The organism is Janthinobacterium aestuarii (assembly GCF_051380835.1).
In the GTDB taxonomy this organism is placed as follows: Bacteria; Pseudomonadota; Gammaproteobacteria; order Burkholderiales; family Burkholderiaceae_D; genus Janthinobacterium; species Janthinobacterium aestuarii.
On record NZ_JBNYXU010000001.1, the window covers coordinates 1,117,521 to 1,143,118 of the forward strand.

Consider the following 25,598-nt stretch of genomic DNA (forward strand, 5'->3'; position numbering starts at 1 on the left):
GTCACAGCGTCCACGGATGTTCTTGCGCGCCGGCGACGATGCCGCCCAGCACGGCCTGGTCGCGTTCCGCGTGGCTCTGGCGCAGGAAGACGGGCAGGTCGGCCGCCAGGCGCGCGAAATGGGCATCGCGGCACAGGGGACCGGCGCCCAGCGCGCGCGTGGCCAGGTGCAGGACCAGGGTGGCCGCGTCTTCCACGGCCAGGCGCAGGCGCAGCGCCAGGGCCATCGCATCGCGTTGCGGATGCGCGTCAATCTCGGCGGCGCCTTCGCGCAGCAGGGCGCCGGCCGCGCGCAAGGCGCAGTCGATCTGGCCCAGTTGCGCCAGGCGCACGGGATCGGGGGCGGCGTGCTGCGCGCGCGCGTGCAGGTGGCCGGCGATGGCGCAGGCGGCGCCATACCAGGCGGCCGCGATGCCGGCGCTGCCATGCCAGTAGCCGGGACGCTCAAGATAGGCGCCCGGCGCCCCGACGGGAAAGGCGCGCGCGGCGGAAAAGCTCACGTCGACGCTGTCGCAGGCCGCCATGCCGACGGCGTGCCAGCCTTCATCGGTGACGTGCACGCCCGGCTGCGACAGCGCCACGCAGGCAAGGCAAGCTTGGCCCTCGGCATTCCAGCAGCTGATCAATGCATGGCTGAGGTCACTCGCACCGGAACACCAGGCCTTGCGGCCATCGAGCACATGGCGGCCATCCGCCGTTTGCTGCAGCGTGACGCGCGCGCCCGGCAGTTCCGCGCACCACACGCCCCAGCGGCTGCCGGCCGGCGCACCGGGGGCGTCGATTTCCGCCAGGATGGCGAGCGCATCGGTATGGCTTTCATACAGCTTGAGCAGGGACAGGTCGATGGCGGCGATGGCGGCCAGCATTTGCCAGCGCCGCAGGGTGGCGCCGTGGCCGGGCAGGGGCAGCTGGTCCAGCCCCCGCTCCTGCAGGCGGCGCAAGGCTTGCAGGGGCGGCAACGGGCTGTCGTGCGGACGCAGCAGGGCGCTCAATGCCGCGTGGCTGAAATCCGTATCGGCAGGATGGGAAAGGGCGATGGACGACATGGCAAGCTCCTTTTTTCAGGAGCTTAGCTTTCCGTCATGAGCATGTATGTTCGGTTCTGCACATTGGGGCTGGAAACGGCGCAACCGCGCGGGTTGCGCCTGGAGTGGCTTGCTTGCTTGGCGTATGCGCGTTCTTTACTTGCGCGTATAGCTTTCGTCCGCGATGTAGGTATTGCCGACCGGCGAGAGCAGGTACAAGGTATTGCCGCTGATGTAGATGCCGCCGGCATTGGTGGTGGCCGGTTCCGCAGGCGTGTCGTGGATGCAGGTACTCGAGGTGGCGCTGGTGCTGAAGCACCATTGTCCCTGGCCTTGCTCGATGCCATACTTCACGCCGGAACCCGTGACCGCCAGCTTGTACGATGGCACGGTGACATTGATCTTGTCGAGGCGCACGGTCGTCGTCGCGCCAGTGTCGCTGAGCTTGATAGGCGTGTCCGCCGAGCCCGTGTAGGTGACGGTGGGATTGGCGGTCGTCGTTTGCGTGGCCACTGGCGTACCGCTGCAGTTTGCCATCAGGAAGTACTCGGACTTGGTGGCCACTTCCAGGCTGCCATCGGTCTTGGCCGTAATGGTCAGCGAATCGAGTTCATGGTCGTCGCACGGTGTTTGCCAGTTGCCCGCATACACGGACAAGGGGGCTGCGCTCGGGCCAGCGTCGCTTGATGAACCACCGCCGCCGCCGCAAGCTGCCAGGAGAGTCGAAGAGGCGAGAATTACCAGGGTCTTTTTCATGTGTTTCCTATAATCGGCAAAATGGCGTGCCGTGAGCGCACATGATTATAGGAAACATTTCTTTCTGAAAACTCACGAATACTCACCGTCCTGCATACCGCAGGCTATTAATGGCACCATCCCGCTTTTTCTTGATGTAATAGCGTCTTTCTTAAAATTCTTCCCAGTCATCGCCCGCCGGTGCCTTGGCTGGCGCGTGTGGTGCCGCTGGCGGCTTGGCAACGCTCAGGCGCTTGGCTGGCGCGGGAGTGCCTGGCGTCGCGGCGCGCGGCGTTGCCACGGTGGCTGCTGGCGTTGCCGACGTCGCAGCCTGGCGCACCTGCTCGCCCAGCTTGAAGACGCTGACCACCTCGGCCAGATGGCTGGCCTGGTCCTGCAGGCTTTCGGCGGCGGCCGCCGCTTCCTCGACGAGGGCCGCGTTTTGCTGCGTCACGCCATCCATTTGCGCCAGCGCCTGGTTGACCTGGGCGATGCCGTCGCTTTGCTCGTTGGTGGCGACGCTGATGTCGGCCATGATGGCGGTCACCTTGCGCACGCTGTCGACCACTTGTTCCATGGTGGCGCCCGCTTCATCGACGAGCTTGCTGCCGGCCGCCACCTTGCCGACGGAATCGTCGATCAGCAGCTTGATTTCCTTGGCCGCCGCCGCCGAGCGTTGCGCCAGGTTGCGCACTTCGGTGGCGACGACGGCGAAACCGCGTCCCTGTTCGCCCGCGCGCGCCGCTTCCACGGCCGCGTTCAGGGCCAGGATATTCGTCTGGAAGGCGATGCCATCGATGACGGAAATGATGTCGACGATCTTGTTCGACGAGTCGTTAATCGACGTCATCGTCTCGATGACTTTGCCGACAACTTCGCCGCTCTTTTGCGCCACGCTGGATGCGGATGCGGCCAGTTGATTGGCCTGGCGCGCATGGTCGGCGTTTTCCTTGACCGTGCCCGTCAGCTCTTCCACCGAAGCGGCCGTTTCTTCCAGCGAACTGGCCTGCTGTTCCGTGCGGGCCGACAGGTCGTTATTGCCTTGCGCAATTTCCGCGCTGGCACGGGCCACGTTGTCGGCGCTGGCTTGCACTTGCAGCAGCACGGCATGGATCTTTTCCACGAAGGCGTTGAAACCCTTGCCGATCACGGCCAGCTCGTCCGTGCCCTTGACTTCCAGCTTGACGCGCAGATCGGCGTCGCCGCTCGACAGGTCCGTCATGGTGCGGCCCAGGGTACGCAGTGGACGCGTCAGCTGGTTGACGACGAGAATCAGAATACCGGCCGTGGCCGCCGCGCACAGCAGGGCGACGATCAGGGTGTAGATCATCAGGTCGCGCGCCGAGGCCGTGGCCACGCTTTTCGGGAAATTCAGCTCCACGCTCCAGGGCGCGATATCGGGGTGGATCTGCAGCGGCTGCAGCAAATGGATGTAGCCCTTGTCGTCCTCGTATTCATACGACTGGCCCTGGCGCACTTTTTCCAGGCCGGCGGCCGGCACGTCGTCGGCCTTCTTGCCAAGCCGCTCGGGCACGGGGTGGCTCGCGTACAGGCCGCCGTTCGAGATCAGGGCCAGCTTGCCGCCCTCGATCACTTTCAGGTCGGCGAGGATTTTCGCCAGGCGCGTAAGCATGAAGTCGGCGCTGGCCACGCCCTTGAAGCTGCCATCGATCATGATGGGCGCCACCAGCGAGGCCATCAGCACATCCTTGCCGTCGACGGGGTAGATGTACGGTTCCGTGAAGTAAGTCTTGCCGGTGCGCTTGGGCACGTCATACCAGTCGTTGGCCCCCGGTTTCGGGTCGAAGACGATGGGTTCGACTTGCAGCTTGCCGCCGGCGCCCCGTGTCCAGTAGGGCATGAAGCGGCCGCTGGCGTCGTAGTACGGTTTCTGGTGAGCGAACTCCGCATCCTTGCCGTCGAGCGCGTTCGGCTCCCACGTCACGGCCGAGCCCAGCAAGTCTTCCGAACTGGTCAACGTCGCCTTGGTCAGTTCATTGATCTGCTCGCGCTGCAGGGGCAGGCTGGCGCTCTTGGTGCCGCGCATGGCGCCGGCCAGGCTGGACACGCTGGAGAGGTTGCTGGCGATGCGCGCCTGCAATGCTCCCGCCACTTCGCGCGCCGACGTGCGCGCCAGGTCCAGCGCGGCCGCTTCGGCGCTGGCGCTGCTCTTGTAGCCGATCACGGCCGCCGTGACGCCCAGGCTGAGGATGGCGAGCGCGGTGGCGGCGACGCAGATTTTACTGTTCAGTGAGAGTTGCATGATGCTGTTCCTTGATGGGGAGGGGTATTGGTGTCATGGGCGTCGCGGGTGGCGCGCCTAGAACGTCTTGCTGATGGCCAGCACGAAGGTGGCCGCGGCGGGGTTCGACGTGTCGAACTGGCCGGCCGCATTCGGGATGCCGAGGGTGTAATGGTCGTAGGCATCGGTGGCGCCCCAGGCGCGCGTGACGGCGGCGCTGGCGCTCCAGCCGCCGTCGAAGGCCCGGGTGACACCGATCTTGGCGTCGCGCCAGTTCCACATGGCGTTGCCCGTGCCCGCCACCCGGCCATTGCCGGCGTGCAGATTCAAGGTCCAGGCATTGCCCAGGTCGACATTCGCGCCCACGTCCAGGTAGCCGGTGCCGCGCGCATTGGTGATGCCGAAGAAATCCGGCGTGACGGTATGGTTATATTTTGCATACAGCATCTTGTAGCTGAGGCCCAGCGACAGTTCGCCATAGTCGTACTTCACGCCCGTGGCGCGGTAGACGGCGCCCGGATACTTGTAATAGTAGGCCAGCACGCTGTAAGCGAGCTCACCAACCGTGCCGCTGTAGCCGCCGTACAAGTCCCATTCGATGGTCGCATCCTCGATGTAGCGGTCGCTGACGGTGGACGCCCACGTGCCCAGCGACCAGCCGCTCGGGTGCGCGTAGTCTGCCCCCGCCTGCAGTGCCGGCTTGCCCCAGGTCTGGCGAAAGCCGCGCGAAATGTATTGCGAAGTGACGCTGACATTGGCGCTGAAGGTGGCGGCGGGGCTGTCCGTGGTCTGCGCCTGCACGGGCAGGGCGGCCAGCAGCAGGAGGCAGCCGAGCAAGGACGTGGCAGGAAAATGGTGGTGCGATGGCATGGCAGTCAGCTCCGTATTTGCTGGCAGCGGCCGTTCAGGCGCGTTGCCCTGATGGTTGCAATAAAAATGCGGAATGGACTTTTTGGGAGGCAAGGCGATGCCGCCTGCATGCTCGCATGAACATGCACACATTCTCACCAAACGTAACTGAAAGGATAGGGGCTGGGACTAGTGGAAGTCAACAAAGTTGCGTGGAGGAAAGCGTAAGTTGTTGTTTCCTGGCACTTTTTCATGCGCCTGTCATATTACTGGTGCGCCACGGCTGGCTGCCTGTTGCAAGCCGGCCAGCAAGCGGGGCAGGGCGGCATGCAGGGTTGGCAAGTCATCTGCCTGCAGTTCGGCCTGCATTTCCACCTGGCCTGAAGGCTGGCCCCAGACGACCTGGGCGCTGAGCCGGGCGCCCGACTCAAGGCCCGTGACGCTGACGAGCAGGGCGACTTCTTCCGGGGCATCGTCGGGTACATCTTCGAGCAGACAGGAAACGCCGAAGTGATAATCCTGGAAGGCGCTGGCCGTGCCGCTGGAAAAGGCGAAGACGGAGGCGAGCGCCCGTGGCGCGGCGGCCGCAAGTGGCGGCAGGGCGGCGCGGAACAGGGGCAGCAAGTCGTTTTCCAGCTGGAGCACCAGCGGATGGGTGTGGACGAGGACGGTCATGGCAGGATGGATCAGTGGGCGGCGCGCGATGTTAGCAGTTTTTGCGGCCGCTGTGCGCAGGTACTGGTCCTAGGTACTGATCCTAGTATTGGTCCTACCGGTGGCCTCAATCGTCATCGCCGGTGACGCGCGTGCGCACGAAATCGATGTGGCTTTGCATGGCCGTGCGCGCCTCTTCCGGCTGGCTGGCGCAGATCGCTACGCACAGGGTGCGGTGCTGCGACAGCAGGTGCTGCGAGGTGGCATCGTCCTGCTGGCGCAAGCCCGTGCCGTTGATGGTGATGTGTTCGCGCAGCATGCCGATGATGCTGGTGTGCAAGTGCAAAAACATGGTGTTGTGCGACGCCTGGGCGATGACTTCATGCAGCCGCGCGTCGGCCTGCGCCTCGCCGTGCTTGTCGTCGCCGGCGCGCGCCTGTTCCAGCTCGGCCAGCAACGCCATGATCTGCGCGCGCTCGTCCCCGCTGGCCCGCTGCGCCGCAAAGTAGGCGGTCGCTCCTTCCAGCACGCGGCGAAATTCCAGGATGTCGTCGCGCAGGGCGGGGTGGTCGGCCACCAGCTGGCTCCACGGCGACGCCATGCCGGTGCGCAATTGATCCGTCACGAACACGCCGGCACCGCGCCGGCTGCGCACGAGGTCCCGCGCCGCCAGCCGCTGCACAGCTTCGCGCACGGTGTTGCGCGAGACTGCATATTGCTGCGCCAGCAGGCGTTCGGCCGGCAACTGCGCGCCCGCCGGCAAGCTGCCGTCCAGCAGGGCCGTTTCCAGCCTGCGCATCACCATCTCGACCCTGCCCCGCGTTTGCATGCCTGTCGCCATCGATGTCTTCCGGTGTTGTTTTAAAGTGGTCCGAGCAATTTGAAGTGGCTTGCGGAAGCTGGAATTATGCGTGAACCGGTCATTCTTAACAACACACAGCGGCGCCGCAGCAACATACAGAGCGCCGGGGAGACACAGCCATGCCGCCAGAACCGCAGCCAGACCCGCGCCAGCCGCGCCACTATCCATCGCCACCGCCGCAGGTGTACCTGTTCGCCACCTGCCTGGTCGACCTGTTCGTGCCGCAGGCGGGCCTCGACGCGGTGCGCCTGCTGGAGCGGGAAGGCTTGCTGGTGCATTATCCGCGCGGCCAGAGCTGCTGCGGCCAGCCCGCCTACAGCAGCGGCAATCCGGAACAGGCGTGCGCCGTGGCCCGCGCCCAGCTCGACCTGTTTGCGCAGCCGTGGCCCGTGATCGTGCCGTCCGGCTCCTGCGCCGGCATGATGCGTCACCATTGGCCGCAGCTGTTCCGGGACGATCCCGTCGCCGGCCCCAAGGCGGCGGAACTGGCCGAGCGCGTGTATGAACTGAGCGAATTTCTCGTCTGCGTGCTGCAGCTCGACCTGGCCGGTATGGACGCCGCAGCGCAGGCCGATGAAAAGGTGGTGCTGCATACCTCGTGCGGCGCGCGCCGCGAAATGGGCACGCGCACCCACGGCGTCGCCCTGGTCGACGCCTTGCCCGGCGTGACGCGCATCGAACACCAGCGCGAATCGGAATGCTGCGGCTTTGGCGGCACGTTTTCATTGAAACACCCCGATATTTCCGGCGCCATGGTCAGCGACAAGATCGCCTCGGCCTGCGCCACGGGCTGCGACCGGCTCGTCTCGGCCGACTGCGGCTGCCTGCTCAATATCGGCCACGCCGCGCAGCACCAGGGCGCGCCGCTGGCCGTCGAGCATATGGCCAGTTTCCTGTGGCGCCGCACGGGAGGCGCGGCATGAGCGCGATCCTGACCGCCCGCGAACGCATGCTGGGGCGCCTGCGCGCCGCCGCGCCCGCCGCACCGGAAGCGGTGGAGCTCATCGATACGGCCATCGACCAGCACTACCTGGCGCGCCGCGCCGCGGCGCCGCTGCCGGCCCGGGACAGGATCGCCGCCATGCAGGTCGCCTTGCGCGCTTCGCATGCGGAAGTCGACTGTGTAAGCAGTGATGTCTGGCCCGCCTTGCTGGCGCAGCGCCTCGGTGAACACGGCGTGCGCCGTTTGCTGCTCGATACCGGCAGCGCCGAAGGGCGGGCCTTGCGCGCCGCCTTGCCATCTGCGGTGGAGACGCTGTCTTTCACGCGTCCGCTGGCGCAGTGGAAAAGTGAACTGTTCGACACCGTCGATGCGGGTTTCACCATCGCGCGTTCCGGCATCGCCGCCACGGGCACCCTGGTCATCGCACCCGATGCGGCCACGCCGCGCACGGTGTCCCTGGCGCCACCCCTGCATGTCTGCCTCATGTATGCGAGCACCCTGCACGTGGACTTGCATGCGGCGGCGCGCGCCGAGCGCTGGTGCGACGGCATGCCGGCCAACCTGGTGCTGGTGTCCGGTCCCTCGAAAACGTCCGATATCCAGCAGACGCTGGCCTATGGCGCGCACGGCCCGCGCTGGCTGTGGGTACTGATCATCGATGATTTGTCCGCTCATGAAGGAGGCCAGCCATGAACGCCAAGCCCCTGCAATTCGTCAAGCCGGCCGATTTCCATGCGCGCGCCCGCGCCGCGCTGGACGACCCGAAACTGCGCCAGAGCTTTCGCGGCGCCATGGATTTTTTACAGGACAAGCGCAAGACGCAATTCCCCGACGGCGACGAGCTGGAACGCCTGCGCGACATCGGCGAAGCCGTGCGCCGGCATGCGCTGGCGCGCCTGCCCGACTTGCTGGTGCAGCTGGAAGACAAGCTGACGGCGGCCGGCGTGCAGGTGCACTGGGCCGAGGATGGCGAGCAGGCCAACGCCATCATCCACGCCATCGCCGAAAGGAACCGGGCGACGCGCTTCATCAAGGGCAAGTCGATGGCCAGCGAGGAAATCGAGCTCAATCGCTACCTGGAAGCGCGCGGCATGACGTGCCTGGAATCGGACATGGGCGAGTACATCGTGCAGCTGGCCGGCGAAAAGCCGTCGCACATCGTCATGCCGGCCATTCACAAGACCAAGGCCGACATCGCCGGCCTGTTCGCCGAGCATATTCCCGACGCGCCCTACACGGAAGACGTCGACAGCCTGATCCAGACGGGGCGGCGCGCCCTGCGCCAGGCCTTCGTCGAGGCGGACATCGGCCTGTCGGGCGTGAACTTCGCGGCGGCCGACACGGGTACCCTGTGGCTGGTGGAAAACGAGGGCAATGGCCGGCTGACGACGTCCGTGCCGGATGTGCACATCGCCATCATGGGCATGGAAAAGGTCGTGGCCAAGCTCGAACATATCGTGCCGCTGGCCAGCCTCTTGACGCGTTCGGCCACGGGCCAGGCCATCACCACGTATTTCAACCTGATTTCCGGCCCGCGCCGCGCCGGTGAAAAAGATGGGCCGCGCGAAGTGCACCTGGTCTTGCTCGACAACGGCCGCAGCCAGGCCTATGCCGACGAGCAGCTGCGCGCCACCCTGCAATGCATACGCTGCGGCGCCTGCATGAATCACTGTCCCGTCTACACGCGCATCGGCGGGCACGCCTACGGCACCACGTATCCGGGGCCGATCGGCAAGATCATTTCGCCCCACTTGCTGGGACTAGCTGCGACGGCGGATCTGGCCACCGCATCGAGCCTGTGCGGCGCCTGCGGCGAAGTGTGTCCCGTACGCATTCCGATTCCACAACTGCTGGTGCGCCTGCGCACGGAAGCGAACCGCAATCCGAACGAGGAAGTCAGCCATCCGCTGCGCGGGCAGGGCGCCAAGTTCAGCCGCGGCGAAAGCCTGATCTGGCGCTTCTGGAGCGGCGCCTTCGCGCGCCCCGCCAGCTACCGGCTATTCCGCTGGGCCGCCACGCGGCTGCGCATGCTGACGCCGCGCGCGCAGCTGGGCTGGACGCAGCACCGCAAGCCCTTGATGCCGGCGCCGCGCAGCCTGGCCGACCTGCTCAATGCACGGGGGCAGGAAGAATAGCCCGTTCCCGGAGCACCGCAAAAAACACGCTACACACAATTACATCAAAAGCCGTTTTTTCACTTAACCCGCATCCACCGGAGGAGACCCGACATGCAAACCTGGACCCAACTTTATACACCGCTCGGCAGCTTGTGGCTGTCGTCGCTGGCGGCAGCCATCCCCATCATTTTCTTCTTCATCGCCTTGGCGGCGCTGCGCATCAAGGGACACGTGGCGGCCGCCGTCACCCTGGCGCTGGCGCTGGCCGTCGCCATCTTCGCGTACGGCATGCCCGTGCCGCAGGCGCTGGCGGCGGCCGGTTATGGCTTTGCGTACGGCTTGTGGCCGATCGCCTGGATCATCGTCACGGCCGTCTTCCTGTACAAGATCGTCGTGAAAACAGGGCAGATCGACATCATCCGCGCCTCCGTGCTGTCGGTCACGGACGACCAGCGCCTGCAGGTGCTGTTGATCGGCTTTGCCTTCGGCGCCTTCCTGGAAGGGGCGGCCGGTTTCGGCGCGCCCGTGGCGATCACCTCGGCGCTGCTGGTGGGCCTGGGCTTCAACCCGCTGTATGCGGCGGGCCTGTGCCTGATCGCCAACACGGCGCCCGTGGCCTTTGGCGCCATGGGCATCCCCATCATCGTGGCGGGGCAGGTGACGGGCATCGATCCATTCCTGATCGGCGCCATGGCGGGCCGCCAGTTGCCGCTGCTGTCGCTGCTGGTGCCGTTCTGGCTCGTCTTCATGATGGATGGATTCCGCGGCGTGCGCGAAGTGTGGCCTGCCGCGCTGGTGACGGGTTTCAGCTTTGCCGTCACCCAGTACTTCACATCGAATCATATCGGCCCTGAACTGCCGGACATCACCTCGGCCCTCGTCAGCCTGGTGTCGCTGACCCTGTTCCTGAAAGTGTGGCAGCCGAAGAATGCGAAAGTGGCGCATGCCGTCGGCGGCGGCACGGCTGCGCTGTCCGGCTTTGGCAGTGCGGGCGGTGCTGCGGCCGTGCGCGGCGGCAACCGCGCCGCCTCGCCCTACACGATGGCGCAGACCATGCGCGCCTGGGCGCCGTTCGGCCTGTTGACGGCCATCGTCACCGTGTGGAGCCTGCCCGGCTTCAAGGCGCTGTTTGCCGCCGGCGGCGCGTGGTCCAGCCTGGTCATCAAGATCCACGTGCCTTACCTCGATAAACTGGTGATGAAGACGATGCCCATCGTGGCGGAGCCGAAGGCGTATGACGCCGTGTTCAAGCTCGATCTGCTGTCGGCCGTGGGCACGGCGATCTTGCTGACGGCCGTGCTGTCCATGCTGATGCTGCGCATGAAGCCGCGCGATGGTCTGAAGGCGTTTGTGGAAACGATCGTGGAGTTGCGCCGCCCCGTGCTGTCGATCGGCTTGGTGCTGGCGTTTGCCTTCGTTGCCAATTACTCGGGCATGTCGTCCACCTTGGCCCTGCTGCTGGCCGGCAGCGGCGCCGCCTTCCCGTTCTTCTCGCCGTTCCTGGGCTGGCTGGGCGTCTTCCTGACGGGGTCCGACACGTCCTCGAACGCCTTGTTCTGCTCCCTGCAAAACACGACGGCGCACCAGATCGGCGTGTCCGACACCCTGATGGTGGCGGCCAATACGACGGGCGGCGTGACGGCGAAGATGATCTCGCCCCAATCGATCGCCGTCGCCTGTGCGGCAACCGGCCTGGTGGGCAAGGAATCGGACCTGTTCCGCTTTACCTTGAAGCACAGCCTGTTGTTTGCCGTCATCATCGGCATCATCACCATGCTGCAGGCCTACGTGTTCACCGGCATGATCCCGCATTGAGCGGTCCGTAGAAGTACGTAGTAAAACTAGATGAAATGACAGTAAAACGTGCAGACGGTCATGAAAATGACCTGATGCATTGCAACATATCGAGGACGGCCCGGCGCAATGCCGGGTCCGCAGCGATGCCCTCGGCATCGAGACCCGACCCCAGCAGGGGCAAGCTGATGCAGGCGTCGTCGATCAGGCGCGCCGACATGGTGACTGCCGTTTCGCGCAGGGCCGCCTGCGCATGCGTGGCGCGCGGCGAGGCGTTCAGCAGCACCAGCGGCTTGTCGATGAACGAATCATTTCCCACCATCCAGTCCAGCGCGTTTTTCATGGGGCCGCTCACGCCGTGCGCGTACTCGGGGCTGGCCAGCATCAGCACGTCGGCCGCCAGGATGGCGTCGCGCAAGTCCGTCACGGCCGGCAGGCTGTCGGCGTCGAGGTCGGGATTGAACAGCGGTAATTGCCCGAGTCCCGAATAGATGCGGATGTCGAATGGCGATGGTGCAAGCCGGGCGATGGCGCGCAGCAGGGCGGTGTTCAGCGAGGCAGCGCGCAGGCTGCCGGCGATGGCGAGAATGGTAATGGGCGTGTGCATCCCGCCTGTATAGCCCATCCTGTGCTCAAGCGCAAGGCGAGCAGGATGGCGCTATCGATGTTGCAACAGCCGGTGAGCGACTGGGGATTGCGGCAATATTAACGGCTCAGACCGCTCATCCAGCTTGGCTGCGGGTTGGCACGGGCCAGTTCGCGCATGCGGTATTCCAGGTCGTAGCGATCTGTCGATTCGGCCAGATACGCTTCTTCGTAAGCGCGTTCGCGGCGGTCGCTGCTTTGGTTCAGCCAGGCGCCAACACGTTTGGCGGCGTGGACCAGGGTAGCGACGATATTGCTGTTTTGCGTGGTGTGGTAAGTAAATGCGGTAGACATGGCAGACTCCTTATGTGGCGTGCCGCGTTGTGCTGCACTGCAATATAAGTATAGCGATTTCAAGTTATAAGGCTACTTTTGATTTCAAATGTCGGCTATTCATTTTTAGAATAACAGGTGGGAAAGCTGCGCAATACGGGGCTTTAAGGCATAATGCGGGCGCAGTATCGTAGTTTTACTACAAGACTGTTTTGTCCTGAATGTTGTTTTCAGACGCAGCCCGCAGGCGTGCCGCGCCCACAAGACATCATTTTGGCGAGAAACGGTCGGCCGTGCGCCTGCCGCGCGCAAGTAGCGCCATGCCCGCCCCTGTTTCGCTGATGGCAGTCATGGCCCACGCTGATATCTGCGTGGCGCTTGCGCGTCCTGGTGCTGCCCGGGTGGAGACGCTTCCATGCCAGGCAAGATCAACTTGGAATTGAAAAATGGAGAAGGTATGGAATACGTAAAGCAAGGCCAGGGCATACAGTCCGCACAGGCCGGCACGCAAAACAATACGGGCGCCCTGATCATTGTCACGGTGCTGTTTTTCATGTGGGGACTGCTGACATCGCTCAATGATGTGCTGATTCCCCATCTGCGCTCGATCTACACCCTGACGTATGTGCAGGCGATGCTGGTGCAGTTCTGCTTCTTTGGCGCCTACGCCATCGTTTCGCTGCCGGCCGGCATGCTGATCAAGAAAATCGGCTACCAGCGCGGCGTCGTCGCCGGCCTGCTGATCGCGGCCGCCGGCTGCGCCATGTTTTACCCGGCGTCCACCGGCAGCTACGCGCTATTCCTGCTGTCCTTCTTCATCCTGGCGGCCGGCATCACCGTGCTGCAGGTGGCGGCCAATCCGTACGTGACGGAACTGGGCGACCCGCAGACGGCGTCGAGCCGCTTGACCCTGACGCAAGCGTTCAACGCGCTGGGCACCACCGTGGCGCCTGCGCTGGGCGGCATGCTGATTTTGTCGGGCACCGTGCTGACGGTGCAGCAGTTCGACCTGCTGCCGGCGGCCGAGCAACTGGCTTACCGTGCCAAGGAAGCGGCGTCCGTGCAAGGCCCGTATCTGGTGCTGGCGGCCACCCTGGTGATCCTGGCCGTACTGTTCGCGCTGGCAAAATTGCCGAAGATTTCGCATGCCGACGATGCCGCCGCCCTGGCGCATGATGGCCACAAGGTCTCGATCTGGTCGCACCGCCATCTGGTGCTGGGCGCGCTGGCCATCTTCCTGTACGTGGGCGGTGAAGTCAGTATCGGCAGCTTCCTGATCAACTTCCTGGGCGAGAGCCATATCGCGGGCCTGAGCCACGCCGACGCCGCCTATTTCGTCAGCTATTACTGGGGTGGCGCCATGCTGGGCCGCTTCGTCGGCTTTGCCGTGATGCGCTATGTCAGCCCGGGCAAGACCCTGGCCTTCAACGCCGCCGTCGTCATCGCGCTGATCCTCGTCGCCGTGTTCTCCAGCGGTCACACGGCCATGTGGGCCTTGATCGCCGTCGGCCTGTTCAACTCCATCATGTTCCCGACCATCTTCAGCATGGCCCTGAACAAGCTGGGCGCGCAAACGGGACAAGGTTCGGGCATCCTGTGCATGGCCATCGTCGGCGGCGCCATCGTGCCGTTCATCCAGGGCTTCCTGGCCGACCACATCAACCTGCAACTGTCCTTCCTCGTGCCGGCCCTGTGCTACACCTTCATTCTGTACTTCGGCTGGAAGTACGCCAGCATGTACAACGACAGCGCCAAGTAAGCAAGGTGGCGTGATCAAGCAAAAGGGTGGCCTCGGCCACCCTTTTTTACGTCAGTGCGCGAACGGCGTGCCCAGCACGTCCTGGCATACCTCAAGCCAGGCGCGCGCCGCATGCGACAGATAGCGCCCGCTCCAGATATGCGCCACCTGCCACGCCACCTCCGGCTCGACGATGCGCACGGCCTCCAGCGGCTCGCCGGCCAGCCGGTGAATGAACGGCTCGGGCAGCAGGGCCACGCCCAGGCCCGCCGACGCCATCGCCACCAGCCAGTCCCACTGGCCGCTCTGGGCCGCGATGGTCGGCGCAAAGCCCGCTTGCGCGAAATGCTGGCGCAGGCTGCGCGTCAGCGCGAAATCATCCTTTAACAGTACCAGCGGCAAGTCGGCCAGCGCCTTGAAGGGCAGGGTCGTGCGGTTTTTCTGGAACGTGCCCGGCTCGGCCAGGGCCCAGATCGGGTAGTTGGCCACTTCCACGGCCACGAGATCGAGTTCCGGATCGGCCGGCAGCACCGTCATGCCGATTTCCAGTTCGCCGGCCGCCACCTGGCGCTCGATCTGCTGGCCCGTGTCTTCCTGCAGCGTCAGGCTGATGTTCGGGTGGCGCGCGCGGAAGGCCTTTAATACAGGTGTGAACAGCACATTGATCATGGGCGGGATGCCGACCGTCAGGCTGCCGCGCTGCAAGGCCTGGGTGTCGCGCACTTCCAGGGTCAGCTGGCGCATATTGGCCAGCATTTCCTGGCCGTGCTGGTAGACGATGCGGCCCGTGTCCGTCAGGGTCAGCTTGCGCCCGTCGCGCACCAGCAGCTGCGCGCCCACTTCATCTTCCAGCTGGCGCACCATCTTGCTGATGGTCGACTGGGTCAGGTGCAGCGATTCGGCCGCCTGCGTAAAGCTCGACAGGCGCACGGTTTCGACGAAATAGCGCAGGGAACGGATATCCACGAGGGTGCTCGGCGTTGGCAGGGTATGAAAATATCGACTGGATGTGACGAAATTAATTCATGCCATGCATGTAGCCGCGATTTTATACTGAAACCACTTATGGGGCTGGTGTATGACAGCCATCCAGTTTGAGAATATGAAGAAGATCAGGAGCATCAGATGTACGAAGACCGTATCCGCCACCCAGGCTTGCTCGGCAAAATCATGAGCGCCGATGAGGCAGCCAAATTGTTCCACAACGGCATGCGTGTCGGCATGAGCGGCTTTACCCGTGCCGGCGACGCCAAGGCCCTGCCGCGCGCGCTGGCCGAGCGCGCCCGGCAAGACCCCTTGAGGCTGACCCTGATCACGGGCGCTTCGCTGGGCAATGGCAGCGACGGCCTGATGGCCGAAGCGGGCGTGCTGGCGCGCCGCATGCCGTTCCAGGTCGACCCTGTCTTGCGCGGCAAGATCAACAGCGGCGAAGTCATGTTCATCGACCAGCATCTGTCGGAAACGGCCGAGCAGCTGCGTTCGGGCAACCTGGCCGCCGTCGATATCGCCGTCATCGAAGCGACGGCCATCACGGCGGCCGGCGCCATCATCCCGACTATGTCGGTGGGCAACTCCGCCGCTTTCGCCCAGCAGGCAACGCAGGTGATCATCGAAATCAACCTGTCCACGCCGCTGGCGCTGGAAGGCTTGCACGACATCTATATTCCGCACACCTTGCCGGGCCGCGAACCGATTCCCCTCACGCGCGTGGACCAGCGCCTGGGCAGCACGGCCATCGCCGTCGACCCGGCCCGCATCGCCGCCATCGTCATCACGGACAGTCCCGACAGCCCGTCGAACGCCTTGCCGCCCGACGCGGAAACGCAGGCGATCGCCGGCCATGTGATTGCCTTCCTGCAAGGCGAAGTGGCGGCCGGGCGCATGGGGCCGGAGTTGCTGCCCCTGCAGGCAGGGATCGGCACCATCGCCAACGCCGTGCTGCATGGCCTGATCGGCTCGCCTTTCCAGAACATGACCATGTATTCGGAAGTGCTGCAGGACAGCGCCATCGAGCTGCTCGATTCGGGCCAGCTGGCGTTTGCCTCGGCTTCGTCGATCACCCTGTCGGCCGCCGTGCATCAAAAGCTGATGGACAATATCGACCATTACCGTTCGAAGATCGTGCTGCGGCCGCAAGAGATCAGCAACCATCCCGAGATCGTGCGCCGCCTGGGCATCATCGCGCTGAACACGGCGCTCGAGTTCGATATCTACGGCAACGTCAATTCCACGCACGTGTGCGGCACGCACATGATGAACGGCATCGGCGGCTCGGGCGACTTCGCGCGCAATGGGCAAGTGTCGATGTTCGTGTCGAAATCGGCGGCCAAGGGTGGGCGCATTTCCAGCGTCGTGCCGATGGTCTCGCATGTGGACCACACGGAACATGACGTCGACGTGCTGGTGACGGAGTGGGGTTTTGCGGACTTGCGTGGCCTGGCGCCGCGTGAACGGGCACCGTTGATCATCGAGCGTTGTACGCATCCCGATTACCGCGCGCAACTGCGTGCCTATTACGACGCGGCATGCCAGCGTGGCGGCCACACGCCGCATATCCTGGAGCAGGCGCTGTCGTGGCATGTGCGCTACCAGGAAACACAGAGCATGCTGGCAGCGCAGTAAATCCTCGTCAGCGCAACGACAGGGCAGGGCGGTGCGGCACCGCGCTGCCTTTTTACTTTCCTCAGTACATATGCAGCGCCTTGGCGCCCAGGCCCAGCAGGGCAAAGGTGGTGGTGGCCTGTATGCCCATGAACCACAGGAAGTGGGTGTGCATGTGTTTGCGGATGTCGCCCAGTTCCGTGCGCAGGGCGTGGCAGTCGCCGCGCAAGTCGCCGCGAAATTGCGTCAGGTCGGCGCGCAGCAGCTGTGATTCGTCGTGCAATTCCGTGCGTACCTTATCGAGGCCTTCGCCAAGACGCTGTTCCAGGGTCTTGAACCATAGCCGGTCATGTTCCCGGTCCGTTTCCAGTTTTGTCAGGCGCGCTTCCATGCGTACAGCATTGTTCGCGCTTTGCTGTTTGTCAAGCCGGTCCGTGGAATAGGCTTCGTTCATCTCGCACTCCTTCGCGCAAGCCGCGCTGCATCGGCGCAGGCGGCTTCACTCCACTGTCCGCCTTTTCCGTCCGCCTGGTTTGCGCTGGATCAAACGTCAGGAGGGCGGTGCAAAGCGCAGGCGGATGCCTGTCGTGACGACGGCGAGCAAGTCGTCGATATGCGCGTTCATTTCCGGGTGCGGCGTCCATGGGTCGCCCGCATCCATGACGATGCGCAGCGACACGAGGCCGTGCAGCGATTGCCAGAAGATTTGCGTCATCGTGTGCAGCGCCGGCTCGTCCTGGCGCACCTGGCCCGCCTGCGCCAGCTCGCCGAACAGGTGCAGCGCGTAGGCATACGGATCTTGCTCGATATTGCCGTGTTCCACGTCGACAGCGTCGACTTCCGCGTGCGGGCGCAGCTCCATGAAGATCAGCGAATACTCGTCGGGGTGCTGGAAGCCGTATTCGATGTAGGCGCGGCCGACCAGGCTGATGCGTTCCCATGGATCGGTGCTGGTGTCGCAGGCCGTGCGCATGGCGCGCACCAGTTCCAGCAAGTCCTTGTCCATGGCCTGGGCGATCAGGGTGGCCTTGTCGCGGAACAGGGCGTACACGACGGTGGTGGAAAAGCCGGCCGCTTCGGCCACCTTGCGGATGGAGACGGCGCGCGCGCCGCCCTTCTTGATGAGGTCTTTGACGACGTCGACGATGTGCTCGCGCCGCGCCTGCGCCTCGCGTAATTTTCTTTCCTGAATATTGGTCAGCTTCTTGTCCACGACTCTTTCCTGGCGACTCTATAAAAGCAGGAATTATAGGGGGGCGACGGGCCGCTAATGTGTCTGGCATTGTTACAATTCAGTTTTTTGTCCGGTGGATGCGACAGTCGACCGACTTTTCGCGCTTCTGCCCCGCGCTTTTCCATCGATGCCCCGGAATGGTGCATAAATCGCCGGGCCAGGCTTTGCGAACGGGGCCAAAGGGCGGAAAATAGCAGGATAGCTTACACTGCGTTTTTTAGCGCAACGGCGCTGGCCCACGAGGCAACGCCGGAACACTTACATTCGGACGGGATCATTACATGACCATTAAAATCAGCCAGAACTTCGACTCGGGTGCCATCGACGTGGTGAGCGCCACCAGTGCCGGCGCCATCGACCTGAACTTGCGCAAGGATAGCCACGCCGACATCCATCAGTGGTTCCACTTCCGCCTGCAGGGCGCGCGCGGCCAGGCATGCACGATGCGCTTCCTGAACGCGGGCCAGGCCACCTATCCGGCCGGCTATGAAGACTACCAGGCAGTGGCCAGCTACGACAGCGAAAACTGGTTCCGCGTGCCGACCACGTTCGACGGCCAGGTCATGACGATCTCGCACACGCCGGAACTCGACAGCGTGTACTACGCCTACTTCGAGCCGTATTCGTGGGAACGCCACCTGCGCCTGCTGGGCGAAGTGGCCGAGCATCCGCTGGCGCGCGTGTCCGACCTGGGCAGCACGGTCGACGGCCGCGACATGAACATGGTTACCATCGGCAATCCGCAGGCGGAAAAGAAAATCTGGGTCATCGCGCGCCAGCATCCGGGCGAATCGATGGCCGAATGGTTCGTCGAAGGCTTGATCGATTCGCTGCTCGACGATGCCAACCCGATCGCGCGCAAACTGCTGCAGCGCGCCGTGTTCCACATCGTGCCGAACATGAACCCGGACGGCTCCATCCGCGGCAACCTGCGCACGAATGCGGCCGGCGCCAACCTGAACCGCGAATGGATGACGCCATCGCTGGAATCGAGCCCGGAAGTGCTGTGCGTGAAAAACAAGATCCACGAAACGGGTGTCGACATGTTCTTCGACATCCACGGCGATGAAGCGCTGCCGTACAACTTTGTGGCCGGCAATGAAATGCTGGAAAACTTCACGCCGGCGCAAGCGGCGCACCAGAAGGCCTTCATCGAGCGCTACAAGCAGGCCAGCCCCGACTTCCAGGACAAGTTCGGCTATGCGGCCAGCAAGTACAAGTCGGATATGCTGACCCTGGCGTCGAAGTACATCGGCCACCACTTCGGCTGCCTGGCGCTGACCCTGGAAATGCCGTTCAAGGAAAACGCCGACTTGCCGGATCCAGCCGTGGGCTGGAACGGCGCGCGCAGCGCGGCACTGGGCGCTGCCATGCTGCAGCCTATCCTGCTGTCGCTCGATTGAACGGCGTTGATCATGGGCGTCGAGATCGAGCGTAAATTCCTGCTGGCCGGCGATGCCTGGCGCGGCCTGGGGCAGGCGGTGCTGCTGCGCCAGGGCTATCTGTCGTCCGCGCGCGAGCGCGTGGTGCGCGTGCGCATCGAGGGCGCACAGGCGATGCTGACCATCAAGGGCGCCAACGTGGGCGCCACGCGCGGCGAGTGGGAATATCCGATTCCGCTGGCCGACGCCGCCGAACTGCTCGACGGCCTGTGCGAACAGCCGCTGATCGAAAAGGTTCGCCACCGCATCGAACACGCGGGCATGGTATGGGAAGTCGACGAGTTCCTCGGCGCCAATGCCGGCCTGCTGGTGGCCGAGATCGAGCTGGCTTCGGAAGACCAGCCCTTCGAGAAGCCTGAGTGGATCGGCGCGGAAGTGTCGGGCGACGCGCGCTATTACAACGCGAATCTGATCCGCCACCCGTTTTCACAGTGGTGATGGTGTTGTAAATGACGTTGCAATGAAAAAGGCGGAACCGAGGTTCCGCCTTTTTTGTGCGCCAACGCTGCTGTCGGATTACGCCGTGCCGGCTAAGCCGACCTACGGCCCATACCGGCAGCGTAGGTCGGATTAGCGCGCAGCGCGTAATCCGACAAGCCTGTATTAATGGAAGTGTTCCGTACCTTGCGGCGTATCTTCCGGCATTTCCGCATGCGCCAGCTCGCCGACCGGGTCGGCAAACAGGGGCGCGCCGCAATCGTCGCAGTATTCACCGACAAAACGTTCCGCGTGGCGCTTGATCTGCGTCACGCCGGCGGCGTTCAGGTGCTCGATGATTTCATCGACCGGCGTCTTTTGCGTGTCCAGCGCGGCGATGCCGACCTGGATCAGGCCTTCGATCGGCGTGCCATCTTCGTCTTCCTGGCCGTACAAAGGCCAGACGATGCCGTAGATGACGTCCGGCGCCTGGCGCAGGGTGAAGGCGATGCGGTACTCGTCCACCTGGCCGTCGGCCGCTTCTTCGCCGAAGCCGGCGATGACGGCGCGCAGTTCCGACGGCTCGATGGCCAAGGTATGCGTCAGGTAGTGCACGGCGGCGCGCACGGAGACGGGGCGTATCAGCTTGTCCGCTTCGCGGCAGGCCACGTAATACGCTTCCGGCAGCAGCAATTCCAGGCCGCAGCCGGGCAGCAGGCGGGCGAACGTCGGTGTCGCCTGCGTGCGCCATTGTTCCAGGGCGGCGCTGCGTTCGGCGATGAAGTCGAGCTGGCTGGCTGGTGTTTGCCAGCGGAACAGCGGTGCGCCGGCGGGCGCCACCACGGCCACCAGCAGGTAGCGCGTGTCGGCCAGGAAGGGCGCCGTTTCCGCTTCTTTGCTCGATGGCTTGACGGCCGTGCCTTTCAGGGCGGCCAGGGCCAGCTTTTGCGTCTTGGCATAGGTTTCGACATGGCTGCGCGGCAACTGGTCGATCGAGTACAGCGTTGGCGCCATGGCCATCTTGGTGCCGTCGGCCAGCAGGTGGGCGGCGAAATGCGCCGACAGCACACCGTGCGCGTCGCCGGCCATGGGACCCGAGGCGATGGAAAAGCGCGTCCACGCGAGGATGGGCACGGCGACGAGCAGGGCGTCGTAGCGCACGTCTTCATGCATGATGACGGTCGATTCGCTGACGGCTTCAACGCAGTCCATCAGCACGTCATAGGCGTTCAAGTCATCCTTGAAAAGGCTGCCCAGGGTGTTGTCGATGGTGTCCTGGTGGCCGGTTTTGAGTAATTTCTGGAGCTGCGTATCCAGGCTGTGTTCCCAGGACCGCTCTTCGAGACGGCTGGCTGCCTGTACGATCGCCTGGGCAAAGGTGACCAGGCGCTGGCTGTCGGCAGTCAGTTTATGGGATGAATCTTTGGAAGGACGACGCATAGCGGGATAAGAGTCTCGGAAAGTGAAAAAAATGGATCAGTCAAACAATGATAAACCCTTATAACCGTATTGTAGAGGATTCAGCCGCACGCAATACGTAAGCTGTCCTTAGATCATGCCAATAGTCGAAATTTCAAGTCGGAACGGGATGCAGGGACGAAAAAAAGCGCCGGTCGAAACCGGCGCTTTGATCTTGCCTCACAGCTGGGCTGATTACTCGGCCAGCAGTTGACGCAGCACGAATGGCAGGATACCGCCATGCTTGTAGTAATCGACTTCGATTGGCGTATCGATGCGCAGCAGCACTTTCACGTCGACGCTGGTGCCGTCGGCGCGGTGGATCACCAGGGTAGCCAGTTGCTGTGGCTTGATTTCGCCTTCGAGGCCTTTCAGATCGAAGGTTTCATTGCCGGTGATGCCCAGGGTTTGCACGCTGTCGTCGCCGATGAATTGCAGCGGCAGCACGCCCATGCCCACCAGGTTCGAGCGGTGGATACGCTCGAACGAACGGGTGATCACGGCTTTCACGCCCAGCAGTTGCGTACCTTTTGCCGCCCAGTCGCGCGACGAGCCCGTACCGTACTCTTCGCCGCCGAAGACCATGGTTGGCGTGCCTTCAGCAACATATTTCATCGCTGCGTCGTAGATCGACATCTGTTCGCCGGAAGGCTGGTGGATCGTGATGCCGCCTTCGACTGCCGAACCGTCTGCCTTGGCAGGGATCATGCGGTTTTTGATACGCACGTTGGCGAACGTGCCGCGCATCATGATTTCATGGTTGCCGCGACGCGAGCCGTAGGAGTTGAAGTCCGCTTTCAGGACGCCGTTTTCCTTCAGCCATTTGCCTGCAGGACCGTTTTCCTGGATCGAGCCGGCCGGCGAGATGTGGTCGGTGGTGATGGAATCGCCGAACACGCCCAGTGCGCGCGCGCCTTCGATGCCGGTGGCCACTGCCGCTGGCGTCATCGAGAAGTTGTCGAAGAACGGTGGTTCCGCGATGTAGGTCGATTTTGGCCAGTTGTAGACTTGACCGGAGACGGTCGTGACTTTTTCCCACAGCTTGCCTGGCGCGCCCTTGACGTCGGCGTAGTTGTCCTTGAACACCTTGGCGTTCATGGCGAACTTCATCATGGCCGAGACTTCAGCCGAGGTCGGCCAGATGTCGCCCAGGTAGATGTCCTTGCCGCCCTTGCCCTTGCCGACAGGTTCCGTCATCAGGTCGCGCGTCATGTTGCCGGCGATGGCGTAAGCGACGACCAGCGGTGGCGAAGCGAGGAAGTTCGAGCGGATGTTCGGGTGAATACGCGCTTCGAAGTTGCGGTTGCCCGACAGGACGGCCGACGCGACGATGTCGTGCGTGGCAATCGCTGCGTTCAGCTCAGGCGTCAGGTCGCCCGCATTGCCGATACAGGTGGTGCAGCCGTAGGCGGTCACGCCGAAACCCAGTTTCTCCAGGTATGGCAGCAGGCCGGCGGCGGTCAGGTACTCGGTCACGACGCGCGAGCCGGGAGCCAGCGAGGTCTTGATGTGCGGAGCGACTTTCAGGCCGGCTTCCACGGCTTTCTTGGCCAGCAGGCCGGCAGCCAGCATCACGCTCGGGTTCGAGGTGTTGGTGCACGAGGTGATCGCGGCGATCAGCACGTCGCCGTTCGACACTTTCACGCCGTTCGTCGTTTCGTACACGGCAGCCAGGTCGGCCGGGTTCTTGTTGAAGCCGTTTTCCGTGGTTGGCTTGGCGAACAGTTCGGCGAAGTTGGCCTTGACGTTGCCGATTTCGATACGGTCTTGTGGGCGTTTCGGGCCGGCCAGCGACGGAGCGACCGATGCCAGGTCCAGTTCCACCACGCGGGTGTAGTCGATGTCGCCGGCTTTTGGCACGCCGAACAGGTTTTGCGCCTTGAAGTAGCCTTCGAACGCGGCGATTTCAGCCTTGCTGCGGCCGGTGCCCTTGAAGTAGTCGATGGTGGCTTCGTCGACCGGGAAGAAGCCCATGGTCGCGCCGTATTCCGGTGCCATGTTGGCGATCGTCGCGCGGTCCGTCAGGGTCAAGGACTCGGTACCTTCGCCGAAGAATTCGACGAACTTGCCGACGACTTTCTCTTTGCGCAGTAATTCGGTGATGGTCAGTACCAGGTCGGTAGCGGTGCAGCCTTCGCGCAGCGCGCCCGACAGGTTTACGCCGATGACGTCTGGCGTCAGGAAGTAGACCGGTTGGCCCAGCATGCCGGCTTCCGCCTCGATGCCGCCCACGCCCCAGCCGACCACGCCGATGCCGTTGATCATGGTGGTGTGCGAGTCGGTGCCGACCAGGGTGTCGGGGTAGTACACGTCGCCGGCTTTCTTGCCTGCGTGGTGCACGCCGCGTGCCAGGTATTCCAGGTTGACCTGGTGGACGATGCCGAAGCCTGGTGGCACGACGCCGAAGGTGTCGAATGCCTGCATGCCCCATTTCATGAACTGGTAACGCTCGTTGTTACGCGAGAATTCCAGTTTCATGTTCAGGTCCAGCGCTTTCTTTTCGCGGTAGTGATCGATGGTCACCGAGTGGTCGACCACCAGGTCGACCGGTACCAAAGGTTCGATCTTCTTGGCGTTGATGCCCATCTTGGCGGCCACGTTGCGCATTGCTGCCAGGTCGGCCAGCAGCGGTACGCCGGTGAAGTCTTGCAGCACGACGCGCGCCACTACGAACGGGATCTCGTCGGTGCGCTCGGCGGTCGGGCCCCAGCTCGCCAATTGCTTGACGTGTTCTTCGGTGACTTTTTTGCCGTCGCAGTTGCGCAATACCGATTCGAGCACGATGCGAATCGACACTGGCAGGCGGGAGACATTGATGCCCAGGCTTTTTTCCAGCGCAGGCAGGGAGTACAGCTTGCCCTTCTTGCTATCCGAAATATTAAAGTCCTTGAGCGTGTTCAGAGTGTTGCGGGACATGACCTCTCCTTGTTGGGTATCGTCTATTTATTGATTATTCAAATTACAAAACATGACTGAGCCCCCGAAGAGGCCCTTGCTACGCACATCAGCCGCCGGTGGCTGGCAGGACGCCCAGCGATGGCGCGGCTTCCACCACTGCCGCCGGCTTGGCTTGCTCCGCATCCTTGCATTCATTGGCCAGCTGGCGGCCCTGCTTGGAATCGAGCAGCATGCCTTTGGCCGGGATGCCGATCCACACGAGGCCGTACAGACGGTTCTCGAAGCGGTTCGCGCCGGTGGTGGTGCCAACGCGGCTCAGGCGGTGCAGGCGCTTCTTCCAGCGCAGGGCGATGTGTTTGTCGTCAGTAGCATTGGTGTAAATGGTAATTTTGTTACCAAGTTCACAATTGAAATCGGTGGAAGCCGAGCCTGCGGTGTTCGGTTCGTCGGCTTCTTCCTTGTCGGCGGCCGACATGGCGAGCGGATGGGCCTCCTTGGCGGCAGCTTTTGCCTTGGTGGCCTTGGCCTTTGGCTTGGCCTTGACGGCCTTGGGATTTGCCTCTGCCGTGGCGGCGAAGCTGGCTGGCGCCAGCGTGAGGGTCATGGCGCCCAGCGCGACGCTGCAGGCAATTGCTAATTTGGAGAGGGACATCGTGTAATTCCTGTCAGTTTTCAGTGGTGCTGGAAGAGGGGGTGTTGAGTAATGCAGCGGCCGCCTCGGGCAGGCCGAGGCCCGCCAGTTTGGCGCGTTGCAAAACGGTCCAATAATATCGGTAGCTGGCGCGGTCGTGCAAGCGGCCATTTTGCGCAATCGGTCCCCAGTTGGCGCGCAGCGCTTCGTTGAGGATGTTGCTCGCTTCGTTGACTTCGGACAGGCGCGGCGTAAAGGCCTTGATGATGGGCTTGATCTGGTCCGGGTGGATGCTCCACATGCGCGTGTAGCCGAACTCGGCCGTCGCGCGCTGGGCGTCATTCGCCACCACGGCAGAATCGCGCACGTCCGTCGTCACGTTGTGCGACGCCACCTTGCCGTGCGCGTGGCAGGCGGCCGCCACTTCGAGCTTGGCGCGCACCACCAGCGGGTGCGTGAACTGGCCCGGCGTGCGCATGGCGGCGGCGGGAATGGCGCCGTAGTGGGCCGACACGAAATCCATGATGCCGAAGGACAGGCATTCGACCTGGGGCAGGGCGGCGATCGCGTAGGCGTCGCGCAGCGCGCCATGCGTTTCGATCAGGATGTGCACGGGCAGGTTGTCGCGGCCGGCGCGGCGCGCGTGCAGGTTGATCAGGTCGATGGCCAGCATGGCATCCTGCACGCCGGCCACCTTGGGCACGGCGATATAGGCCAGGCGGGACGCGGCGCTGCAGATGATTTCCACGTCGCGCACGAAAAACGGGCTGTCGACGTCGTGCACGCGCACGCCGATGCGGTTGAACTGGTTCTCCTCGCTGGCCAGCAGGCCGGCGATCATCAGCGCGTGGGCTTCTTCGTTGCCGGCGCTGGCGCCGTCTTCGCAGTCGAAGGTGATGTCGAACAGGGGGCCAAGCTCTTGTTGCAAAGCAATCGATTTACGCATCAGCTTTTCAGAGCCGGCGTAGTGGTCGCAAGCGGCGAGCAACAGCGGCTGGCGTTTGCCTTGGAATAAAACCTCGGAAGGGTGCATGCTTAAGG

The 25,598-nt window shown here is 63.6% G+C and carries 23 protein-coding genes; 8 read left to right on the top strand and 15 right to left on the bottom strand.

The window, feature by feature from the left end:
* Position 1 precedes the first annotated feature (1 nt).
* The 6 genes from ACQ4WO_RS04965 to ACQ4WO_RS04990 form a co-directional block, all read right to left on the bottom strand.
* Positions 2–1,045 (bottom strand): acyl-CoA dehydrogenase family protein, encoded by a 1,044-nt coding sequence (locus ACQ4WO_RS04965; RefSeq protein ID WP_436480453.1) that lies wholly within the window; start codon positions 1,043–1,045, stop codon positions 2–4.
* Between the two features lie 135 nt (positions 1,046–1,180).
* Positions 1,181–1,780, bottom strand: coding sequence for a hypothetical protein (locus ACQ4WO_RS04970; protein WP_436480454.1), 600 nt, complete (start codon positions 1,778–1,780; stop codon positions 1,181–1,183).
* Between the two features lie 151 nt (positions 1,781–1,931).
* Positions 1,932–4,022 carry a methyl-accepting chemotaxis protein gene (locus tag ACQ4WO_RS04975; RefSeq protein ID WP_436480455.1) on the bottom strand — a complete coding sequence of 697 codons (2,091 nt, stop codon included), beginning with the start codon at positions 4,020–4,022 and terminating at the stop codon, positions 1,932–1,934.
* A gap of 57 nt (positions 4,023–4,079) precedes the next feature.
* Positions 4,080–4,871 carry a TorF family putative porin gene (locus ACQ4WO_RS04980; protein ID WP_436480456.1) on the bottom strand — a complete coding sequence of 264 codons (792 nt, stop codon included), beginning with the start codon at positions 4,869–4,871 and terminating at the stop codon, positions 4,080–4,082.
* 240 nt (positions 4,872–5,111) lie between these two features.
* On the bottom strand, positions 5,112–5,525 hold the full coding sequence (locus tag ACQ4WO_RS04985) for a hypothetical protein (protein WP_436480457.1): 414 nt from the start codon (positions 5,523–5,525) through the stop codon (positions 5,112–5,114).
* 106 nt (positions 5,526–5,631) lie between these two features.
* A complete protein-coding gene (locus tag ACQ4WO_RS04990; RefSeq protein ID WP_436480458.1) occupies positions 5,632–6,345 on the bottom strand; it encodes a FadR/GntR family transcriptional regulator in 714 nt (237 codons plus the stop codon).
* Positions 6,346–6,485: 140 nt separating this feature from the next.
* Between ACQ4WO_RS04990 and ACQ4WO_RS04995 the strand changes: the two genes are divergently transcribed.
* The 4 genes from ACQ4WO_RS04995 to ACQ4WO_RS05010 all read left to right on the top strand — a co-directional run bounded on the left by ACQ4WO_RS04995 (position 6,486) and on the right by ACQ4WO_RS05010 (position 11,241).
* Positions 6,486–7,289 carry a (Fe-S)-binding protein gene (locus ACQ4WO_RS04995; RefSeq protein ID WP_436480459.1) on the top strand — a complete coding sequence of 268 codons (804 nt, stop codon included), beginning with the start codon at positions 6,486–6,488 and terminating at the stop codon, positions 7,287–7,289.
* A complete protein-coding gene (locus tag ACQ4WO_RS05000) occupies positions 7,286–8,002 on the top strand; it encodes a LutC/YkgG family protein (RefSeq protein ID WP_436480460.1) in 717 nt (238 codons plus the stop codon). Before ACQ4WO_RS04995 ends, ACQ4WO_RS05000 begins: the two co-directional genes overlap by 4 nt.
* A complete protein-coding gene (locus ACQ4WO_RS05005; protein ID WP_436480461.1) occupies positions 7,999–9,444 on the top strand; it encodes a LutB/LldF family L-lactate oxidation iron-sulfur protein in 1,446 nt (481 codons plus the stop codon). The genes ACQ4WO_RS05000 and ACQ4WO_RS05005 overlap by 4 nt, the downstream gene beginning before the upstream one ends.
* Positions 9,445–9,537: 93 nt before the next feature.
* A complete protein-coding gene (locus tag ACQ4WO_RS05010) occupies positions 9,538–11,241 on the top strand; it encodes a lactate permease LctP family transporter (protein WP_436480462.1) in 1,704 nt (567 codons plus the stop codon).
* A gap of 58 nt (positions 11,242–11,299) precedes the next feature.
* On the opposite strand, the gene ACQ4WO_RS05015 is transcribed toward ACQ4WO_RS05010, so the two are convergent.
* Both ACQ4WO_RS05015 and ACQ4WO_RS05020 read right to left on the bottom strand, forming a co-directional pair.
* Positions 11,300–11,827 carry an NADPH-dependent FMN reductase gene (locus ACQ4WO_RS05015; protein ID WP_436480463.1) on the bottom strand — a complete coding sequence of 176 codons (528 nt, stop codon included), beginning with the start codon at positions 11,825–11,827 and terminating at the stop codon, positions 11,300–11,302.
* A 98-nt stretch (positions 11,828–11,925) separates the two neighbouring features.
* Positions 11,926–12,159: a DUF3563 family protein gene (locus ACQ4WO_RS05020; protein WP_080698581.1), complete on the bottom strand. Its 234-nt coding sequence runs from the start codon at positions 12,157–12,159 to the stop codon at positions 11,926–11,928.
* A 436-nt stretch (positions 12,160–12,595) separates the two neighbouring features.
* On the opposite strand from ACQ4WO_RS05020, the gene fucP reads away from it, so the two are divergent.
* Positions 12,596–13,897 (top strand): L-fucose:H+ symporter permease, encoded by a 1,302-nt coding sequence (gene fucP / locus ACQ4WO_RS05025; protein WP_436480464.1) that lies wholly within the window; start codon positions 12,596–12,598, stop codon positions 13,895–13,897.
* 51 nt (positions 13,898–13,948) lie between these two features.
* Here the strand turns inward: fucP and ACQ4WO_RS05030 are convergent, their stop codons facing one another.
* Positions 13,949–14,842, bottom strand: coding sequence for a LysR substrate-binding domain-containing protein (locus ACQ4WO_RS05030; RefSeq protein WP_436480465.1), 894 nt, complete (start codon positions 14,840–14,842; stop codon positions 13,949–13,951).
* Between the two features lie 159 nt (positions 14,843–15,001).
* Between ACQ4WO_RS05030 and scpC the strand changes: the two genes are divergently transcribed.
* Positions 15,002–16,498, top strand: a complete 1,497-nt coding sequence (scpC, locus tag ACQ4WO_RS05035) for a succinyl-CoA:acetate CoA-transferase ScpC (protein WP_436480466.1) — start codon at positions 15,002–15,004, stop codon at positions 16,496–16,498.
* A gap of 61 nt (positions 16,499–16,559) precedes the next feature.
* Here scpC and ACQ4WO_RS05040 read toward each other — a convergent pair whose 3' ends face one another.
* Complete coding sequence (locus tag ACQ4WO_RS05040) at positions 16,560–16,931, bottom strand: hypothetical protein (protein WP_436480467.1); 372 nt, start codon at positions 16,929–16,931, stop codon at positions 16,560–16,562.
* A 96-nt stretch (positions 16,932–17,027) separates the two neighbouring features.
* Positions 17,028–17,690: a TetR/AcrR family transcriptional regulator gene (locus ACQ4WO_RS05045; protein ID WP_436480468.1), complete on the bottom strand. Its 663-nt coding sequence runs from the start codon at positions 17,688–17,690 to the stop codon at positions 17,028–17,030.
* A gap of 302 nt (positions 17,691–17,992) precedes the next feature.
* Here ACQ4WO_RS05045 and ACQ4WO_RS05050 point away from each other — a divergent pair, with 302 nt between their 5' ends.
* Together ACQ4WO_RS05050 and ACQ4WO_RS05055 are read left to right on the top strand one after the other, a co-directional pair.
* Entirely contained in the window at positions 17,993–19,114 is a 1,122-nt protein-coding gene (locus ACQ4WO_RS05050) for a M14 family metallopeptidase (protein ID WP_070219185.1), read from the top strand.
* Positions 19,115–19,126: 12 nt separating this feature from the next.
* Positions 19,127–19,591 (top strand): CYTH domain-containing protein, encoded by a 465-nt coding sequence (locus ACQ4WO_RS05055; RefSeq protein ID WP_436480469.1) that lies wholly within the window; start codon positions 19,127–19,129, stop codon positions 19,589–19,591.
* 165 nt (positions 19,592–19,756) lie between these two features.
* On the opposite strand, the gene ACQ4WO_RS05060 is transcribed toward ACQ4WO_RS05055, so the two are convergent.
* From ACQ4WO_RS05060 to ACQ4WO_RS05075, 4 genes are all read right to left on the bottom strand, one after another.
* Positions 19,757–21,010 carry a DUF2863 family protein gene (locus tag ACQ4WO_RS05060; RefSeq protein WP_436480470.1) on the bottom strand — a complete coding sequence of 418 codons (1,254 nt, stop codon included), beginning with the start codon at positions 21,008–21,010 and terminating at the stop codon, positions 19,757–19,759.
* Between the two features lie 213 nt (positions 21,011–21,223).
* A complete protein-coding gene (gene acnA / locus ACQ4WO_RS05065) occupies positions 21,224–23,944 on the bottom strand; it encodes an aconitate hydratase AcnA (protein ID WP_436480471.1) in 2,721 nt (906 codons plus the stop codon).
* 88 nt (positions 23,945–24,032) lie between these two features.
* A complete protein-coding gene (locus tag ACQ4WO_RS05070) occupies positions 24,033–24,578 on the bottom strand; it encodes a hypothetical protein (protein WP_230519012.1) in 546 nt (181 codons plus the stop codon).
* Positions 24,579–24,591: 13 nt separating this feature from the next.
* Positions 24,592–25,590, bottom strand: a complete 999-nt coding sequence (locus ACQ4WO_RS05075; RefSeq protein ID WP_436480472.1) for an HpcH/HpaI aldolase/citrate lyase family protein — start codon at positions 25,588–25,590, stop codon at positions 24,592–24,594.
* Positions 25,591–25,598 lie beyond the last annotated feature (8 nt).